16 protein-coding genes and 2 tRNA genes are annotated in these 15959 nt (G+C 69.0%); 5 read left to right on the forward strand and 13 right to left on the reverse strand.

Going from position 1 to position 15959, the window contains the following annotated elements:
* Window positions 1–226: 226 nt before the first annotated feature.
* The 3 genes from rpsA to aroA form a co-directional block, all read right to left on the reverse strand.
* On the reverse strand, window positions 227–1924 hold the full coding sequence (rpsA, locus tag ACWIDZ_RS05040; RefSeq protein ID WP_291779584.1) for a 30S ribosomal protein S1: 1698 nt from the start codon (window positions 1922–1924) through the stop codon (window positions 227–229).
* 183 nt (window positions 1925–2107) lie between these two features.
* Complete coding sequence (cmk, locus tag ACWIDZ_RS05045; RefSeq protein ID WP_453989024.1) at window positions 2108–2752, reverse strand: (d)CMP kinase; 645 nt, start codon at window positions 2750–2752, stop codon at window positions 2108–2110.
* Window positions 2749–4101, reverse strand: a complete 1353-nt coding sequence (aroA, locus tag ACWIDZ_RS05050; RefSeq protein WP_453989025.1) for a 3-phosphoshikimate 1-carboxyvinyltransferase — start codon at window positions 4099–4101, stop codon at window positions 2749–2751. Before aroA ends, cmk begins: the two co-directional genes overlap by 4 nt.
* A gap of 134 nt (window positions 4102–4235) precedes the next feature.
* On the opposite strand from aroA, the gene ACWIDZ_RS05055 reads away from it, so the two are divergent.
* The 3 genes from ACWIDZ_RS05055 to ACWIDZ_RS05065 all read left to right on the forward strand — a co-directional run bounded on the left by ACWIDZ_RS05055 (window position 4236) and on the right by ACWIDZ_RS05065 (window position 5073).
* Window positions 4236–4700 (forward strand): TIGR02300 family protein, encoded by a 465-nt coding sequence (locus ACWIDZ_RS05055; RefSeq protein WP_291779575.1) that lies wholly within the window; start codon window positions 4236–4238, stop codon window positions 4698–4700.
* 129 nt (window positions 4701–4829) lie between these two features.
* A tRNA-Ala gene (locus ACWIDZ_RS05060) sits at window positions 4830–4905 on the forward strand.
* A 92-nt stretch (window positions 4906–4997) separates the two neighbouring features.
* Window positions 4998–5073 (forward strand) — tRNA-Ala (locus tag ACWIDZ_RS05065).
* 62 nt (window positions 5074–5135) lie between these two features.
* Here the strand turns inward: ACWIDZ_RS05065 and ACWIDZ_RS05070 are convergent.
* Together ACWIDZ_RS05070 and trhO are read right to left on the reverse strand one after the other, a co-directional pair.
* Window positions 5136–6752 carry an acyl-CoA dehydrogenase family protein gene (locus ACWIDZ_RS05070; protein WP_453989026.1) on the reverse strand — a complete coding sequence of 539 codons (1617 nt, stop codon included), beginning with the start codon at window positions 6750–6752 and terminating at the stop codon, window positions 5136–5138.
* 173 nt (window positions 6753–6925) lie between these two features.
* On the reverse strand, window positions 6926–7888 hold the full coding sequence (trhO, locus tag ACWIDZ_RS05075) for an oxygen-dependent tRNA uridine(34) hydroxylase TrhO (protein ID WP_453989027.1): 963 nt from the start codon (window positions 7886–7888) through the stop codon (window positions 6926–6928).
* A 179-nt stretch (window positions 7889–8067) separates the two neighbouring features.
* On the opposite strand from trhO, the gene ACWIDZ_RS05080 reads away from it, so the two are divergent.
* Both ACWIDZ_RS05080 and ACWIDZ_RS05085 read left to right on the forward strand, forming a co-directional pair.
* Entirely contained in the window at window positions 8068–9759 is a 1692-nt protein-coding gene (locus ACWIDZ_RS05080; protein ID WP_453989028.1) for an MFS transporter, read from the forward strand.
* Between the two features lie 153 nt (window positions 9760–9912).
* Window positions 9913–11193: a D-amino acid dehydrogenase gene (locus ACWIDZ_RS05085; RefSeq protein WP_453989149.1), complete on the forward strand. Its 1281-nt coding sequence runs from the start codon at window positions 9913–9915 to the stop codon at window positions 11191–11193.
* A 31-nt stretch (window positions 11194–11224) separates the two neighbouring features.
* Here ACWIDZ_RS05085 and ACWIDZ_RS05090 read toward each other — a convergent pair whose 3' ends face one another.
* From ACWIDZ_RS05090 to ACWIDZ_RS05125, 8 genes are read right to left on the reverse strand one after another with little or no spacing between them, the layout of a single operon-like run.
* Entirely contained in the window at window positions 11225–11665 is a 441-nt protein-coding gene (locus tag ACWIDZ_RS05090) for a chemotaxis protein CheE (protein ID WP_453989029.1), read from the reverse strand.
* Window positions 11666–11673: 8 nt separating this feature from the next.
* The gene (locus tag ACWIDZ_RS05095) at window positions 11674–12261 is read right to left on the reverse strand and encodes a response regulator (protein ID WP_312219826.1); all 588 of its coding nucleotides are present in this window, start codon (window positions 12259–12261) and stop codon (window positions 11674–11676) included.
* 4 nt (window positions 12262–12265) lie between these two features.
* Window positions 12266–12640 carry a hypothetical protein gene (locus ACWIDZ_RS05100; RefSeq protein ID WP_453989030.1) on the reverse strand — a complete coding sequence of 125 codons (375 nt, stop codon included), beginning with the start codon at window positions 12638–12640 and terminating at the stop codon, window positions 12266–12268.
* A complete protein-coding gene (locus tag ACWIDZ_RS05105) occupies window positions 12640–13182 on the reverse strand; it encodes a chemotaxis protein CheD (protein ID WP_453989031.1) in 543 nt (180 codons plus the stop codon). Before ACWIDZ_RS05105 ends, ACWIDZ_RS05100 begins: the two co-directional genes overlap by 1 nt.
* On the reverse strand, window positions 13179–13568 hold the full coding sequence (locus tag ACWIDZ_RS05110; RefSeq protein WP_291779547.1) for a response regulator: 390 nt from the start codon (window positions 13566–13568) through the stop codon (window positions 13179–13181). The genes ACWIDZ_RS05105 and ACWIDZ_RS05110 overlap by 4 nt, the downstream gene beginning before the upstream one ends.
* A gap of 8 nt (window positions 13569–13576) precedes the next feature.
* Entirely contained in the window at window positions 13577–14614 is a 1038-nt protein-coding gene (locus tag ACWIDZ_RS05115) for a protein-glutamate methylesterase/protein-glutamine glutaminase (RefSeq protein ID WP_453989033.1), read from the reverse strand.
* Complete coding sequence (locus ACWIDZ_RS05120) at window positions 14611–15477, reverse strand: CheR family methyltransferase (protein ID WP_453989034.1); 867 nt, start codon at window positions 15475–15477, stop codon at window positions 14611–14613. The genes ACWIDZ_RS05115 and ACWIDZ_RS05120 overlap by 4 nt, the downstream gene beginning before the upstream one ends.
* Window positions 15474–15959 (reverse strand): chemotaxis protein CheW, encoded by a 486-nt coding sequence (locus ACWIDZ_RS05125; protein WP_291779539.1) that lies wholly within the window; start codon window positions 15957–15959, stop codon window positions 15474–15476. Before ACWIDZ_RS05125 ends, ACWIDZ_RS05120 begins: the two co-directional genes overlap by 4 nt.

The following is a 15959-nucleotide window of genomic DNA, read 5'->3' on the forward strand; positions in this document are numbered from 1 at the left end:
TCGCCACAGGAAGAAAGAGACAAAACGTATCGTCGCGAAGGTTTCTTGCTTTCGAGGCCGACAGGTTTCGTCCCGCCAGCGGCTCCGAAAGGGAGAAAAAGCCGATCTGCGCTGAGAGCGATTCCCAGAACGGCCCAGCCCGGCCGCCGCCCGCCGGCGCCCACGCCCCAAGAAAAAGGGCGGCCGGATCGCTCCGGCCGCCCCGTTTTCTCGTCGGGAAGGAAGCTTATTCCTTGCCCGCGTTCTTGAGCGCGGCGCCCAGGATGTCGCCCAGCGAGGCGCCCGAGTCCGACGACCCGAACTGTTCGATGGCTTCCTGTTCGTCCTTCATCTCGAGGGCCTTGATCGAGACCGAGACGCGGCGCGTGGCCTTGTCGACGGCGGTGATCATGGCGTCGACGCGGTCGCCCACGGCGAAGCGCTCGGTGCGCTGCTCGTTGCGGTCGCGCGACAGGTCCGACTTGCGCACGAAGGCCGTGACCGGCGCGTCGTCTTCACCGAACTTCACCTCGATGCCGCCGGTCTCGATCGCCGTCACGGTGACGGTGATCTGCTGGCCGCGCTTGTAGGTGTCGCCTTCCATCGGGTCGCCGCCGAGCTGCTTGACGCCCAGGGAGACGCGCTCCTTCTCGATGTCGACGTCCAGCACCTTGGCCTTGATGACCTCGCCCTTGCGGTAACGCTGGATGGCTTCTTCGCCCGACACGTTCCAGTCCAGGTCCGACAGGTGGACCATGCCGTCGATGTCGTTGTCCAGGCCGACGAACAGGCCGAACTCGGTGGCGTTCTTGACTTCGCCCTCGACGGTCGAACCGACCGGGTGAGCCTCCAGGAAGGCCTCCCACGGGTTGTTCTGAGCCTGCTTCAGGCCCAGCGAGATACGACGCTTGGCGCTGTCGACGTCCAGGACGATGACGTCCACTTCCTGCGAGGTGGAGACGATCTTGCCCGGGTGGACGTTCTTCTTGGTCCAGGACATTTCCGACACGTGGACCAGGCCCTCAACGCCCGGCTCCAGCTCCACGAAGGCGCCGTAGTCGGTGATGTTGGTGACGCGGCCGGTGTATTTGGCGTTGACCGGGTATTTGGCTTCGACGCCGTCCCACGGATCCGACTGCAGCTGCTTCATGCCGAGCGAGATGCGCTGGGTGTCCGGGTTGATCTTGACGATCTGGACCTTGACGGTGTCGCCGACGGCCAGGACCTGCGACGGGTGCGACACGCGCTTCCACGACATGTCGGTGACGTGCAGCAGGCCGTCGATACCGCCCAGGTCGACGAACGCGCCGTAGTCGGTGATGTTCTTGACGACGCCTTCGCGGACTTCGCCCTCTTGCAGCTGGCCGACCAGCTCCGTGCGCTGTTCAGCGCGGGCTTCTTCCAGGATGGCGCGACGCGAGACGACGATGTTGCCGCGCGGACGGTCCATCTTCAGGATGGCGAAGGGCTGTTCCTTGCCCATCAGCGGGCCGACGTCGCGGACCGGACGGATGTCGACCTGCGAGCCCGGCAGGAAGGCCGAGGCGCCGCCCAGGTCGACGGTGAAGCCGCCCTTGACGCGGCCGACGATGGCGCCGTTGACCGGGTGGCCTTCGGCGAACACGGCTTCCAGACGGGTCCAGGCTTCTTCGCGGCGAGCCTTGTCGCGGCTGATGACGGCCTCGCCCATCGCGTTCTCGACGCGCTCCAGGTAGACCTCGACGTTGTCGCCGACCTTGGGCAGGACGGCGCCTTCGCCCTGGCCGAACTCGCGCATGGCGATGCGGCCTTCGGTCTTCAGACCGACGTCGATGATGACGATGTCTTTTTCAATGCCGACGACGCGGCCGTGAACGACCTGGCCTTCGCCGAGATCGCGGCCTTGCAGCTGTTCGTCGAGGAGCGCGGCGAAATCGTCGCGGGTGGGGTTGAGGGTTTCAGTCATGGAAACTCTTGAGGTTGATGAAAGGCGAAACGCGCACGACCGAGCGGCCAGGCGCGAATGGGGTGTAAAAGGGAAAGTCAGGTCGTCACGAGGCGAGGCGACACACGCTCGAAAAGCGCGAAACAAAAGCCAGAACGCCCGCGGCCGTCGAGGAGATCGGAGCGTTGGATTCGCCCGGCGGGATCAGATCCCGGCCCTGGCTCGCGCCGCCTCGACGATACGGCGGGCCGCATCGAAGGCGGCCTCTATACCCAGATCGGTCGTATCCAGCAAGACGGCGTCGTCCGCCTGGACCATCGGGGCGTCGTCGCGGCCGGCGTCGCGGGCGTCGCGGCGACGGATATCCTCCAGCATGTCCTCGAAGGCGATGACCTCGCCGCGCGCGGTCAACTGTTTCCAGCGACGCTCGGCCCGCACCTCGGGACTGGCGGCGATATAGAGCTTGGCCGGGGCGTCCGGCGCGATCACCGTGCCGATGTCGCGCCCGTCCAGCACCGCCCCGCCCGCCTGGGCGGCGAAGTCCTGCTGCAGCTTCAGCAGCGCCGCGCGCACGCCCGGATGGCTGGCCACGCGGCTGGCCGCCTCGCCCGCGCCGCGATCGGTCAGGCGGGGATTGTGGCTCAGGCTCGCCAGATCCAGCGCCCGCGCGGCCTGCGCCGCCGCCTCGGCGTCGCCCAGGTCCCCGCCCGCATCAAGAACCGCCAGCCCCACGGCGCGATACAGCAGGCCGGTGTCCAGATACGGCAGGCCGTAATGGGCGGCCAGACGCGCGGCGATGGTGCCCTTGCCCGAGGCGGCGGGGCCGTCGACGGCAATGACGAGGTTCACGCCGCATCCCCTTGGACAATAGTCCCGCCCAGCCCGTTCATCATCTCCACGAAGCCGGGGAAGCTGGTGGCGATCATCTCGGGGTCGCGGACCGAGACGGGCTGTTCGGCGGCCAGGCCCAGCACCAGATGGCTCATGGCGATGCGGTGGTCATGGGCGGTGTCGACGGTCGCGCCGCCCTTCACCGGGCCGACCCCGACGGCGCCGGTGACGATGAAGCCCTCCGGCTCCTCTTCAACCCGAACGCCGCAGGCCGACAGACCCGCGACCATCAGGGCGATGCGGTCGCTTTCCTTGACGCGCATCTCGCCGATGCCGCGCATGACGGTGCGGCCCTCTGCGAAGGCGGCCGTGGCGGCCAGGATCGGATATTCGTCGATCATGGAGGCGGCGCGGTCTTCGGGAACCACGACGCCCTTCAGCGCCGAATGACGCGCGGTGACGTCGCCGACCTCTTCGCGCCCGGCCATGCGGCGGTTGGCGATGGTCAGGTCCGCGCCCATGTCGAGCCAGGTCTGGAACAGGCCGGTGCGCAGGGGATTGAGCATCACCCCCTCGACCGTCACCTCGGAGCCCGGAACCACCAGCGCCGCCGCCAGAGGGAAGGCCGCCGAGGACGGATCGCCCGGCACGGCGACGTGGGTTCCCTTGAGCGTCTGTCCGCCCGACAGGCGGATGCGCCAGCCGTCGCCCTCTTCGGTCACCTCGACCTCGGCGCCGAAGGCGCGCAGCATCCGCTCGGTGTGGTCGCGGCTCTTTTCCGGCTCGACCACGACGGTCTCGCCGTCCGCGTTCAGCCCGGCCAGCAGGATGGCCGACTTGATCTGGGCCGAGGCGACGCTCTGAACGAAGGTCACGCCCTTCAGCCCGCCCCCATGCAGGGTCAGCGGCACCCGGTCCTCGGCCGCGTTCCAGTCGAACCGCGCGCCCATGTCGGCCAGCGGCCCGGTGACCCGCTTCATCGGCCGCTTGCGCAGGGAGGCGTCGCCGTCGAACGTCGCCGTCAGCGCATAGCCCGCCGCCGCCCCCATCAGCAGGCGCACCCCCGTTCCGGCGTTGCCGCAGTCGATGACCGCCTCGGGCGAACGCAGGGCGCCGCGCCCCTCGACCCGCCAGCGCCCCTCGCCGATCCGCTCCACCCCAGCCCCGAACGCCTGCATGGCCCGGCCTGTGGCCAGGATGTCGTCGCCCTCCAGCAGACCCTCGATTTCGGTCACGCCCTCGGCCATGCCGCCGAAGATCAGGGCGCGGTGCGACATCGACTTGTCGCCCGGTGCGCGAACCACGCCCCGAAGGCCGGAATCGAGGCTGGAAACGCGGGACGCGGTGAAGGTCTGGGGAGTGCTCACCCTGATGCAGGCTCCGAATGTCAGGAAGGCCGCGCAGGCGCGGAAAAGAAGGCTTTTGACAGCGGCCCCCGCCGGTGGCAAGGGAGCCGCCCTATTTCCGATTTCTCCCTTAAACCCGCCGAAGGTCTAATCACGTGGCCAATCCCGAACTGGGCCAAAAGCAGGTCTGCCCGAACTGCCAGGCCAAATTCTACGATCTGAACCGTCGCCCGGCCCACTGCCCCAAGTGCGACACCGAGTTCGATCCGATGGAAGAAGCCGTCCGCAGCCGCCGTGCGCGGCGCGGCGCCGGCTTCGCCGCTGACGACGCGGAGGCCGAAGATCAGGTCGCCGACAAGTCGGTCGAGAGCGACGAGGATGAAGAGGACGCCGAAGGCTCCACCCCCGAAATCGACCAGGAAGGCCACGAGCCGATCCTGACGCCGGACGACGACGACGGCGAGCCGGGCGGCGACGACGCCGGCATGGGCTCGACCGACGGCGACGATGACGACGACGTCCTGGACGATGACGACGACGATTCCGTGCCCTTCATCGAGGACGAGGACGACGACGACCTCGACGAAGAGCTGGCCAAGCCGTCTCGTGACGACGACTAAGGCCCAAGAGTCGGAAAAATAAGCGGAAAAAAATGTGTCAGACCCGCTTGATCTTCAAAACGGCCTGACCTAGTTTCCGCGCCTCGCCGGGGGGCGGCAGCTTCCCCGGCGGGACCGACCGAAAGGTTCGGGGCTATAGCTCAGTTGGTAGAGCGCTTGAATGGCATTCAAGAGGTCAGCGGTTCGACTCCGCTTAGCTCCACCATCGAAGGCCTCGCGGAACGCCCGCGGGGCCTTCGTCCTTTCCGGGCGCTTCAGCCTGACACGGTCGACGACATGACCAAGCCGATACGGCCTGGGGCTATAGCTCAGTTGGTAGAGCGCTTGAATGGCATTCAAGAGGTCAGCGGTTCGACTCCGCTTAGCTCCACCACCGAAGGCCTCGCGGAGCCCCCGCGAGGCCTTCGTCCTATCTGAGCGCCCTTTTCCCGAGTTTCAGGCGGGCATGGCCCGTTCCAGCACCGCCCGCTGATCCACCTCGACCTCATAGGCGCCATAGGCCATGCCGCGCGGGCGCAGACGAAGGGCGATGAAGGCTTCAGCCGAGGGGCTGTCCATCTCCAGCAAGGCCGCCGCCTGGGCCGCCAGCGCCAGCCGCTCGACCGCCAGCCGCGCCCCCGCCTCGTTCGCCGTCACGCCCAGCCCGGCGATGAAACGGTCGTAGTCGGCGGACTTCCCGGCCTGCGACCCCAGCCAGTCGCGCAGGGCCGGGGCGGCCTCCGGCTCGCGCCCCGCCGCGCGCAGCACGTCCAGGGCGATGACGTTGCCCGAGCCTTCCCAGATGGCGTTCAGCGGCGACTGACGGAACAGGCGCGGCATCGGTCCCGTCTCGACATAGCCGGCGCCCCCCAGCGCCTCCATCGCCTCATAGATCAGGTTCGGCGCGCGCTTGCAGACCCAGTATTTGGCGACCGGCGTCAGCAGGCGCCCCACGGCGTCGTCCGTATCGAAGGTGGCCGCCAGCCGCATCGACAGGGCCGTGGCCGCCTCGCTCTCCACCGCCAGATCGGTCAGGACGGCGGCCATCATCGGCTGGTCGATCAGCCGCTTCTGGAAGGCGGTGCGGTGGGCGGCGTGCCACACCGCCTGCGCCAGCGCCCCGCGCATCTGCAGCGCCGATCCGACCACGCAGTCCAGCCGCGTGTGCTGGACCATGCGGATGATGGTGGCGACGCCCCGCCCCTCCTCGCCCAGCCGCTGGGCCAGGGCGCCGTGATACTCGACCTCGGACGAGGCGTTGGAGCGGTCGCCCATCTTGTCCTTCAGCCGCATGACGCGGAAGCCCGCATTGCGCGTCCCGTCCGGCAGCCAGCGCGGCAGGATGAAGCAGGTCAGCCCGCCCGGCACATAGGCCAGCGTCAGGAAGGCGTCGCACATCGGCGCCGAACAGAACCACTTGTGCCCGGTCAGACTATACCAGCCGTCTTCGCCGACCGGCTCGGCGCGGGTGGTGTTGGCGCGCACGTCCGAGCCGCCCTGCTTCTCGGTCATGGCCATGCCGAGCGTCACGCCCGCCTTGTCCCCCGCCGGGCGCACGGCCGGGTCATAGCGGCCGGCCAGCACGCCCCGGATCCACGGTTCACCCGTCGCCGGATCGGCCTGAAGCGCCGCTGCCGAGGCGTAGGTCATGGTCATGGGGCAACTGGTCCCCGAATCCGCCTGCCCGGTCAGGAACAGGATGGCCGCGTGCAGCAGATGCCCGTTCGGCGTCCCGTCCCAGGCGCTGGCGGCGATCCCGGCGCCCAGCCCCAACTCCATCAGCTGATGATAGGCCGGATGAAAGGTCACCTCGTCGATCCGACGGCCATAGCGGTCGTGGGTGTCCAGCACGGGCGTCACCCGATTGGCCTGCACGCCCCAGTCGATCACCTCGGCCGAGCCGCAGCGGCGGCCCAGATCGGTCAGCCGCTCGACATGCCCGGCCCCGCCCCAATGGCGCACGGCGTCGTGCAGCGCCCTGTCGCCCGCGAACAGGTCGACGTCCTCCAGCGGCGGAACCTGATTGGACACCTCATGAGTGTCGAGGCGCTCGACGGGACGAAAGGCGGACATGGGCGGGCCTCCGTATTCAGCGAAGGATGGAGGATGGCATGGGCGGGCGCCGTCCGCGACCCTCTCCGACGGGCCGGTCATCACCTACGCCCCGTCCCCGCGACACATGCCGTCATCCTCGGGTCTGACCCGAAGATGACGGCAGAGAGTGAGAGGAGCGGAAGAGGCGCCTCTTAACCCTTCTGCGCCGCCCCCACATGCGCCACGCCTCGGGCGCGGGCGATCTCCATCTGCTTCTGGCGTTCGGCGTAACCCTCGCGCTGGGCCGCGTCGCGGTCGTCCCAGCAGCGGTCGCAGGACACGCCCTCGACATAGCGCGCAGAGCGGCGCCCCTCGGGGCTGACCGGCATCCGGCAGCCCCGGCACAAGGCGTGCTCGCCCTCGACCAGCCCATGCCCCACGGCCACCCGCTCGTCGAAGACGAAGCATTCGCCGCGCCACAGGCTTTCCGGCTCCGGCACGGTCTCCAGATATTTCAGAATGCCGCCTTCGAGGTGATGCACGTCGCGCACCCCCTCGGCCTTCAGGAAGGCGGTGGCCTTTTCGCAGCGGATGCCGCCGGTGCAGTACATAGCCACCTTCGGCGGGGTCGGCCGGTCCAGCAGGGCGCGCCCCTCGGTGCGGAACCAGTCGGCGAACTCGCGGAAGGTGCGGGTGTTGGGCTGAACGGCGCCCGCAAAGGCGCCGATCTCGCCCTCATAGTCGTTGCGGGTGTCGATGACGACGGTGTCGGGGTCGGCGATCAGGACGTTCCAGTCCTGGGGCGAGACGTAAGTTCCCACGCCCTCGACCGGGTCGATGTCGGGCTGGCCCATGGTGACGATCTCGGCCTTCACCCGCACCTTCATGCGATGGAAGGGCATGGCCTGCGCCGTCGAATATTTCAGCTCCAGCCGCTCGAAGCCCGGCAGGGCGCGCACCCCGTCGACGACGCGGGCGACGTCGGCTTCGGGGCCGGCGATGGTGCCGTTGATCCCCTCATGCGCCACCAGAAGCGTGCCGCGCACCTGCGTCCCGCACAGATCCAGCAGATGCATCCGCAACGCCGCCGAATCGGCCACGGGCGCGAAACGATACAGGGCGGCCACGGCGAAGGGGGCCGAAGGCGACTGGGAGGGAACGGCTGGGACGGTCACGGCCTTCCTATAGCGTCCCGCCGCCGCCCTCGCGACGCCAATAATCCGGAACCCAGAGTGACCGCTTCCTGCCTTGCTTCCCCCGCCGAAGCCGTGTGGATTGCCCGCATGATCGTCGTCGGTTCCCGTCTGCTGCGTATCGTCCACCCCCGTGTCGTCCATGCGAGGAGCCGCCCCGCATGAGTTCGACCGCCGACGCCGCTGCTTCTGGGCCGCCGTCCGTCCCGCCGGAGCGTCCCTCGGCCCTGGCGCCGCTGCGGCATCCGATCTTCCGGGCGGTGTGGATCACCAGCCTGGTCACCAATTTCGGCGGCCTGATCCAGTCGGTGGGCGCGGCGTGGATGATGACCTCCATCGCCTCGGCGCAGATGGTCGCCCTGGTGCAGGCGTCGATCACCTTGCCGATCATGCTGCTGTCGCTGGCGGCCGGAGCCCTGGCCGACACGGTGGACCGACGCAGGATCATGCTGGCCGCCCAGACCTTCATGCTGCTGGTCTCGGCGGGGCTGGCGGCCATGACCTGGATGGGCTGGATCACGCCGTGGGTGCTGCTGACCTTCACCTTCCTGATCGGCTGCGGCACGGCCTTCAACGGCCCGGCGTGGCAGGCGTCGGTCGGCGACATGGTCCCGCGTGAAGATCTGGCCGGGGCCGTGACCCTGAACTCAATGGGCTTCAACATGGCCCGCAGCGTCGGCCCGGCGCTGGGCGGCCTGATCGTGGCGGCGGCGGGCGCCGCGGCGGCCTTCGCCGTCAACGCCTTCAGCTATCTGGGCCTGCTGATCGTCCTGTTCCGCTGGAAGCCCGAGCGGCCCAAGCAGACCCTGCCGCGCGAGCGGCTGCTGGCGGCCATGGCGGGCGGGGTGCGCTACGCCTTCCTGTCGCCGCGCGTGACGGCGGTGCTGCTGCGCGCCCTGGTGTTCGGCGTCGGCGCCAGCGCGATCCAGGCCCTGATGCCCGTGGTCGCACGCGAGAGCGGCGGCGGCCCTCTGGTTTTCGGCCTGCTGCTCGGATCGTTCGGCGTCGGCGCCGTGGGCGGCGCCCTGTTCGTGGGCCGACTTCGCGCGAAATATGAGACGGAGACCATCGTCCGCGTCGCCGCCCTGGCCTTTGCGGCGGCGGCCCTGGGCCTGGCCTATGCGCCCTGGCTGGTCGTGACGCTTCCGGCCCTGATGATCGCCGGAGCGGGCTGGGTGCTGGTGCTGTCCAGCTTCAACGTCACCGTGCAGATGTCGGTGCCCCGCTGGGTCGTGGCGCGGGCCTTGGCGCTGTATCAGATGGCGGCCTTCGGCGGCATGGCGGGCGGCAGCTGGCTGTGGGGCAGTCTGGCCCAGACCTACGGCGCCGAGACGGCGCTGGCCGTCTCGGCGGGCGTGCTGACGCTGTGCGTGCTGATCGGCCTCAGGGTCCCCCTGCCCTCGACCGCCAATCTGAACATGGACCTGCTGCGGCGCTGGACCGAGCCGCAGACCGCCCTGGCCATCGAGCCGCGCAGCGGGCCGGTGATCGTCTCCATCGCCTATCGCATCCGCGAGGAGGACATCGACGCCTTCCTGGCCCTGATGGACGAGCGGCGTCGCATCCGCCGCCGCGACGGCGCGCGTCAGTGGCGCCTGATGCGCGACCTGGCCGAACCCGAGATCTGGGTCGAGAAGTATCAGACGCCGACCTGGCTGGACTACATCCGCCACAACCAGCGCATCACCCACGCCGACGCCTCGATCAACGAGGGCATCCGCGCCCTGCACCAGGGACCGGACAAGCCGGTCGTCCATCGCATGATCGAGCGCACCACAGCGCCCCTGGCCGCCAATCTGCATGGCGATCGCCACTACGGCGAGCCTCTGACCGACCCGACCCGATCCTCCTAGGCCAAGCTTGTCGCGCCTGACCGATATAGCGAGCAAATAATCAACCGTGATAGGCCGAACACAGGCAGTCCTTATCAACGTCGTCGATATTGCGGCGCACACAAACTCCGACTTGCGCGACCGGCGCAAAATCTGGTCTAGGAGGCCACGCGTCTGGTTCGCGTAAGGTCAAGTCCTATGAAGATCGCAATCCTCGGCGCCGGCGTCATCGGCGTGACCACCGCCCACTACCTGGCCCGTCAGGGGCACGAGGTCACCGTCATCGACCGCCAGAGCGGCCCGGCGCTGGAGACCAGCTTCGCCAATGCGGGCGAGATCTCGCCCGGCTACTCCTCGCCCTGGGCCGCGCCGGGCATCCCGGTCAAGGCGGTCAAGTGGCTGTTCATGCGTCACGCCCCGCTGATCCTGCATCCGCATCTGAACGTGGCGACCGTGCGCTGGCTGCTGGCCCTGCTGCGCAACTGCACCTCCAGCCGCTATGCGCTGAACAAGGCGCGGATGGTGCGTCTGGCCGAATACAGCCAGGTGGTGCAGACGGCGCTGAACGAGGAGCTGGGCCTTCAGTACGACCACCGCACCCAGGGCACGCTGCAGCTGTTCCGCACCCAGAAACAGCTGGACGGCATCTACAAGGACACCGAGGTCCTGCGCGAAGGCGGCGTCCCGTTCGAGGTGCTGGACCAGGACGGCTGCATCCGCGCCGAGCCGGGCCTGAAGGCCACCCGCGACCTGTTCGTCGGCGGCCTGCGCCTGCCGCGCGACGAGACCGGCGACTGCTTCAAATTCACCAACGCCCTGGCCGACCACGCGACGGCGACGCAGGGCGTGACCTTCCAGTACGGCACGACGATTCAGGCTCTGATCGCCGAGGGCGGCCGCATCACCGGGGTCAAGACCGACAAGGGCGTGGTCACGGCCGACGCCTATGTGCTGGCCCTGGGCTCCTACTCGCCGCAGATGGTCAAGCCGCTGGGCATGACCCTGCCGGTCTATCCGGTGAAGGGCTATTCGATCACCGCCCCGATCATCGACGAACCCGCCGCCCCCGTCTCGACCATCATGGATGAGAGCTACAAGGTGGCGATCACCCGCCTGGGCGACCGCATCCGCGTCGGCGGCATGGCCGAGATCTCGGGCTACAACAACATCCTGCCGGAACAGCGCCGCAACACGCTGGAGCATTCGGCGGGCTCGCTCTTCCCCGGCGCCGGCGACCTGAAGGCGGCCAGCTATTGGTCCGGCCTGCGTCCGATGACGCCGGACGGCACCCCGGTCATCGGCAAGACCAGGCTGGACAACCTGTTCCTGAACACCGGCCACGGCACGCTGGGCTGGACCATGGCCTGCGGCTCTGCCCGCGTCATCGCCGACCTGATCAGCGGCCGGACGCCGGACATCGAAACCGCCGACCTGGGCATCGCCAGATACGGCTAACGGCTTCCTTCTCCCACAAGGGGAGAAGGGCCTAGGCGCCCGTCTTCCCCGCGACGGCCTTGAGGCCCGCCAGCAGATGATCCGTCGCCGCATTGCGCTCGCAGCCCGCGTTGAGGATCAGCCGCAGCGCCTGGACGTGCACCTGAACCGGCGGCCATTCCCAGGCGTCGGCCGCCGCCATGCGGTCCGCCATGTCGGCCAGGCTGTAGCCCGCGTCGAACAAGGGCCCGGTCTCGAAGAAACCCGCCAGGTCCAGCACCCGCGTCGCCAAGCGATAGACCTCCCCCGCCGGCGTCTTCGGCTGCGCGACGCACAGCCCTTCCAGCCCCGCGACGGCGGCCTCGACCTCGACCATGACCTCGGCCTTGTGCCGGCCCAGGCGTTCGTTGGCGCGGCGCTCGACGTCGGCCAGGGTCCGGCCGCCCGGCTGGGCCATCTGTTGCGCCAGTGTGGTCTGGATCCTGGTGGTCACGGCCTCGATCACAGGGACACCCTTTGCGGCTTCAGCAGCATGTCGATATCGGCCTGGTCCATATTGGCCTCTACGGCGTGGCCGACATGGGCCGACAGATCGCCCTTGCGGCGCCCCGCCATGCCCACGGGCGGGCCGAAGTTGCGGACACGACGATCGGGCCCGACGTAGGTTTCGCATTCCACGAACTCGCGCTCGTCGGCCCCCAGCCACAGGATGCGCTTGAGCAGCACGGCGGGCGTCAGGGGCTTGGCGATGACGAAGCTGACCCCGCAGTCGCGGCCTTCCTGCACCTTGGACTGGGCGGCGTGGCCGGTCACCAGGATGACGGGGGTGTAGCGCAGGGGCGCGGGCGTCTCGCGTCGCAGCCAGCGGGTGAAGGCGTAGCCGTCCATCTCCGGGTCGCCGCAGTCGATGACGATCAGATCGACCGAACGCTGCTGCACGACCTTCACCGCCTCGACGGCCGAGGGGCATTTGATCTGCTCCTTGACGCCGAAGCCCTGGAAGATCGAGCTCAGCATGTCGAGCGCCTGCGGCGTGTCGTCCACCAGCAGGACCGTCGACTGCTCCAGATTAATGCGGTCCTCGCTCATGGGCTCAGAAGAGTTGCAGCACGCCCGAGGCCGGGACGTGTTCGTCTTCGGCGCTCTCCTCGGCGGGGGCCGCTCCCGGCCGGGCGCGGTGGGTGGTCTCCTGCATCCGCTCGGCCATCTCGGCCAGGGGCAGCGCCGCCAGGGCGGTGTCCATCGGCTGGTCTTCGGCCACGGCCTGGGCCAGGCCGGCCAGGGCCTCGATCCGCTGAGAGAGCACGTCGAAGGTCTGGCTGCGCGTCAGATACCCCAGCCGGGCCTCGGCCGGCAGCTGGCGCAGGACCTCGGACACCAGACCGCCCGCCGCCTCGATCTCGACGCGGATGTCCGCCAGCTCCGCCGCCATGGCGGCCAACAGGTCGCGATTGTCTGTCTCGGCCATCAGAACAGCTCCAGATCTCCGGTTGCGACGGGCGACGGCGGGGTCGCGGGCGGCAGGATCGCGCCGTCCGTCACCACGCGCTGACGCGCCCGACCGCTGACCGGCCAATAGTGTATGCGGCGCCCGCCCGCGCCTCTCAGACTGCGGCTGACGACGGGAATCCCTTCGTCGGCCAGGAATTTCTCGGCGAAGTCGGCGTTGGCGGCGCCCACGTCGCTGAGACTGTCGAACATGCGCCCGCCGCCGAACAGCTTGGCCTCCAGCCGCTCGCGGCGCCCGCCCGCCTTCAGCACGTCGTTGATCAGCACTTCCATCAGATAGGCGCCGTAGCGACGGCCGGCGTCCGTTCCGGAACCCGAGCCTTCGGGCAGAAGGAAGTGGTTCATGCCCCCGACCCCCGCCGCCGGATCACGCAGGCACAGGGCCACGCAGCTGCCCAGGACGGTGGTCAGCACCACGTCGGGATCGGACGACACGAAGTGATCGCCCTGCCCTACGTGCACGCGCCGCTCGACCGGCTCCTGAGCGGCCGCGCCGATCACGTCAGCGGGCCGAACACCGCTTCCAGCTTCTCTTTCAACTGGGCGGTGGTGAAGGGTTTGACCAGGTAGTTGTTCACGCCGAACTGCACGGCGCGCTGAACTAGCTCGCGATCGGCCCGACCGGTCAGCATGATGAAGGCCGTCTTGGACAGGGGCGGGTGCGCCCGGATGGCGCGCAGCAGGCTGAGGCCGTCCAGATTCGGCATGTTGAAGTCCGAGATCACCAGATGGACCGGTTGCGCCAGCAGGGACCGCAGGGCCGCCTCGCCGTCCGGCGCCTCCTCGATGTCGCGCATCCCGATCTGCTGCAGACTGGCGCGGACAAGAGAGCGCATCGTCAGCTGGTCGTCGACGACAAGGGTGCGAATGGCGGAAGCGGCGGGCATGAACGTCCTTACGCGACAGACTGAGGCGCGCCCGAACGGGCGGCGCAGGATTCGAGAATGGCCGGGGCCATGCGGGACAGGGGCAGTTGGCGCTCGACGGCGCCCAGTTCGAAGGCCGCGCGCGGCATCCCATAGACGACGCAGGACGCCTCGTCCTGGCCCAGGGTGCGGGCGCCGGCCTGGCGCATGGCCAGCAGGCCCCGGGCCCCGTCCTTGCCCATGCCGGTCAGGATGACGCCCGTCATCGGGCGGCCCAGTTGGGCGACCGAGCCGAACAGCACGTCGACCGAGGGGCGATGGCCGTTGACCGGATCGGCGGCGACCAGGCGGCAACGCCCGCCCGACACGGCCAGATGGGCCTCGCCGCCCGGCGCGATGTAGACGTGGCCCGGCTTCAGCGGCGCGCCGTCCTCGGCCTCGCTGACCGTGGCGGCCGAGACCTTGTTCAGGCGCGCGGCGAAGCTCCTGGTGAAGCTGGCGGGCATGTGCTGGGTGACGACCGTCGCCGGACAGTCCGCCGGAAAGGCCGACAGGATGGTCAGCAAGGCCTCGACCCCGCCGGTGGACGAGCCGATCGCCAGCACATGGTCGGGGTCCGCGTGATAGGCGCCCTCGTGGCCCTTGACCGCGCGATCCTCCAGCGGACGAACGCGAGACCGCGCGGCGATCTTCACCTTCTCGGCCAGGTCGCCGAAGGCCTCGGCGGCAGGCACGCCCGGCGCGGGCTTGGCCACGGCGTCGACGGCCCCGACCTCCAGCGCCGCCAGGGTCACGTCGGTCCCCGCCTGCGTCAGGGTCGAGACCATGACCACCGGCATGGGCCGCAGCCGCATGATCTTCTCCAGGAACTCCAGCCCGTTCATATTGGGCATCTCGACGTCCAGGGTGATGACGTCGGGGTTCAGTTCCTTGATCTTCGTGCGCGCCTCCAGCGGATCAGCGGCCGTGCCGACCACGTTGATCTCCGGATCGCGGCGCAGGACGGCGCTGATCAGGCTGCGCATGGTGGCGCTGTCGTCCACCACCAGGACCGTGACCGCGCTCATGCCCCCGCTCCCTTGACGTAGGTGGTCAGGCCGGCGGGCTGCAGCACGTGGGCCGCCGGGCCCGTCACCCGCTCGGAATGGCCGATGTAGAGGACGCCGCCGGGGTTCAGGATCGGCGTGAACCGGCCCCAGACCCGCTCCTGGGTCGCGTCGTCGAAATAGATGACCACGTTGCGGCAGAAGATGACGTCGAAGCGGCCGCGCATCGGCCAGTCGCCGATCAGGTTCAGCTCCTTGAAAGTCACCAGCCGCCGCAGCGTCGCATCGGCGCTGAACCGGCCCGGCGCGCCCGCGACCGGCTCGAAACGCCTGCGCGACGCCGCCGGGACCGGAGCCAGCAGGTCGTCGGAATAGACGCCCGCCGCACCTTCGGCGACCATGTTGGGGTCGATGTCGGTGGCGAGGATGCGCACGTCCAGTTCGGCCGCTTCCGGCAGGACGTCCAGCACCGTCATCGCCATCGAATAGGGCTCCTGCCCGTTCGAACAGGCGGCCGACCACAGGCGCACCCGCCCGCCCGCGCGCGCCTTGGCGGCCAGTTCCGGCATCACCCTGTCGCGCAGGTGATCGAAGTGATGCGGCTCGCGGTAGAAGCGGGTGACGTTGGTGGTCAGGGCCGCCATCATCGCCTGGCGCTCGTCCACGCCCTCCACGCCGTCGATCAGGGCGCAATAGTCGCGGAAGCTGCGCAGCCCCAGCACGCGCAGCCGCTTGGCCAGACGCGAATAGACCAGCGCCGCCTTGCCCTCGCTGAGGGCGATCCCCGCGTGAGCGTGCAGGGTTTGGGCGATGTGGCGGAAATCCTCGGCCGTGAAGACGAACTCGCCTTCGACCAGGGCTTCCCGCCCGGCGACGGTCGTCATGCCGCTTCGGCCTCGCTTTCCGGCAGGACGTGGTCCAGGTCGATCAGGCTGATCATGCGGCCGCCCTCGACGGCGAAGATGCCCTTCACGAAGGACTTCACCTGATCGCTGGCCACGTCGGGCGTCGGCTGGATGGCCGCGTCCGAGAGTTGCACGATGTCCGACACCGCATCGACCAGCAGGCCGACCAGGCGCGAGCCGACATGGGCCACCATGATGACGTGACGCTCGGTCGGCTCGGTCGTGGCCAGGCCGAAACGCGCGCCCAGGTCGATGATCGGCAGCACCACGCCGCGCAGATTGATGACGCCCTTCATATAGGCGGGCGAGCGCGGCAGAGGCGTGGCCGGGGTCCAGCCGCGGATCTCGCGCACGCTCATGATGTCGACGCAGAATTCCTGTTCGCCGATGCGGAAGGCGATCAGTTCGCGGTCGGTCCCGGCGACATTGGGGGTCAGGGTCTGGTGTTCAGTCGGGGTCAT

The organism is Brevundimonas sp. NPDC055311 (assembly GCF_053645695.1).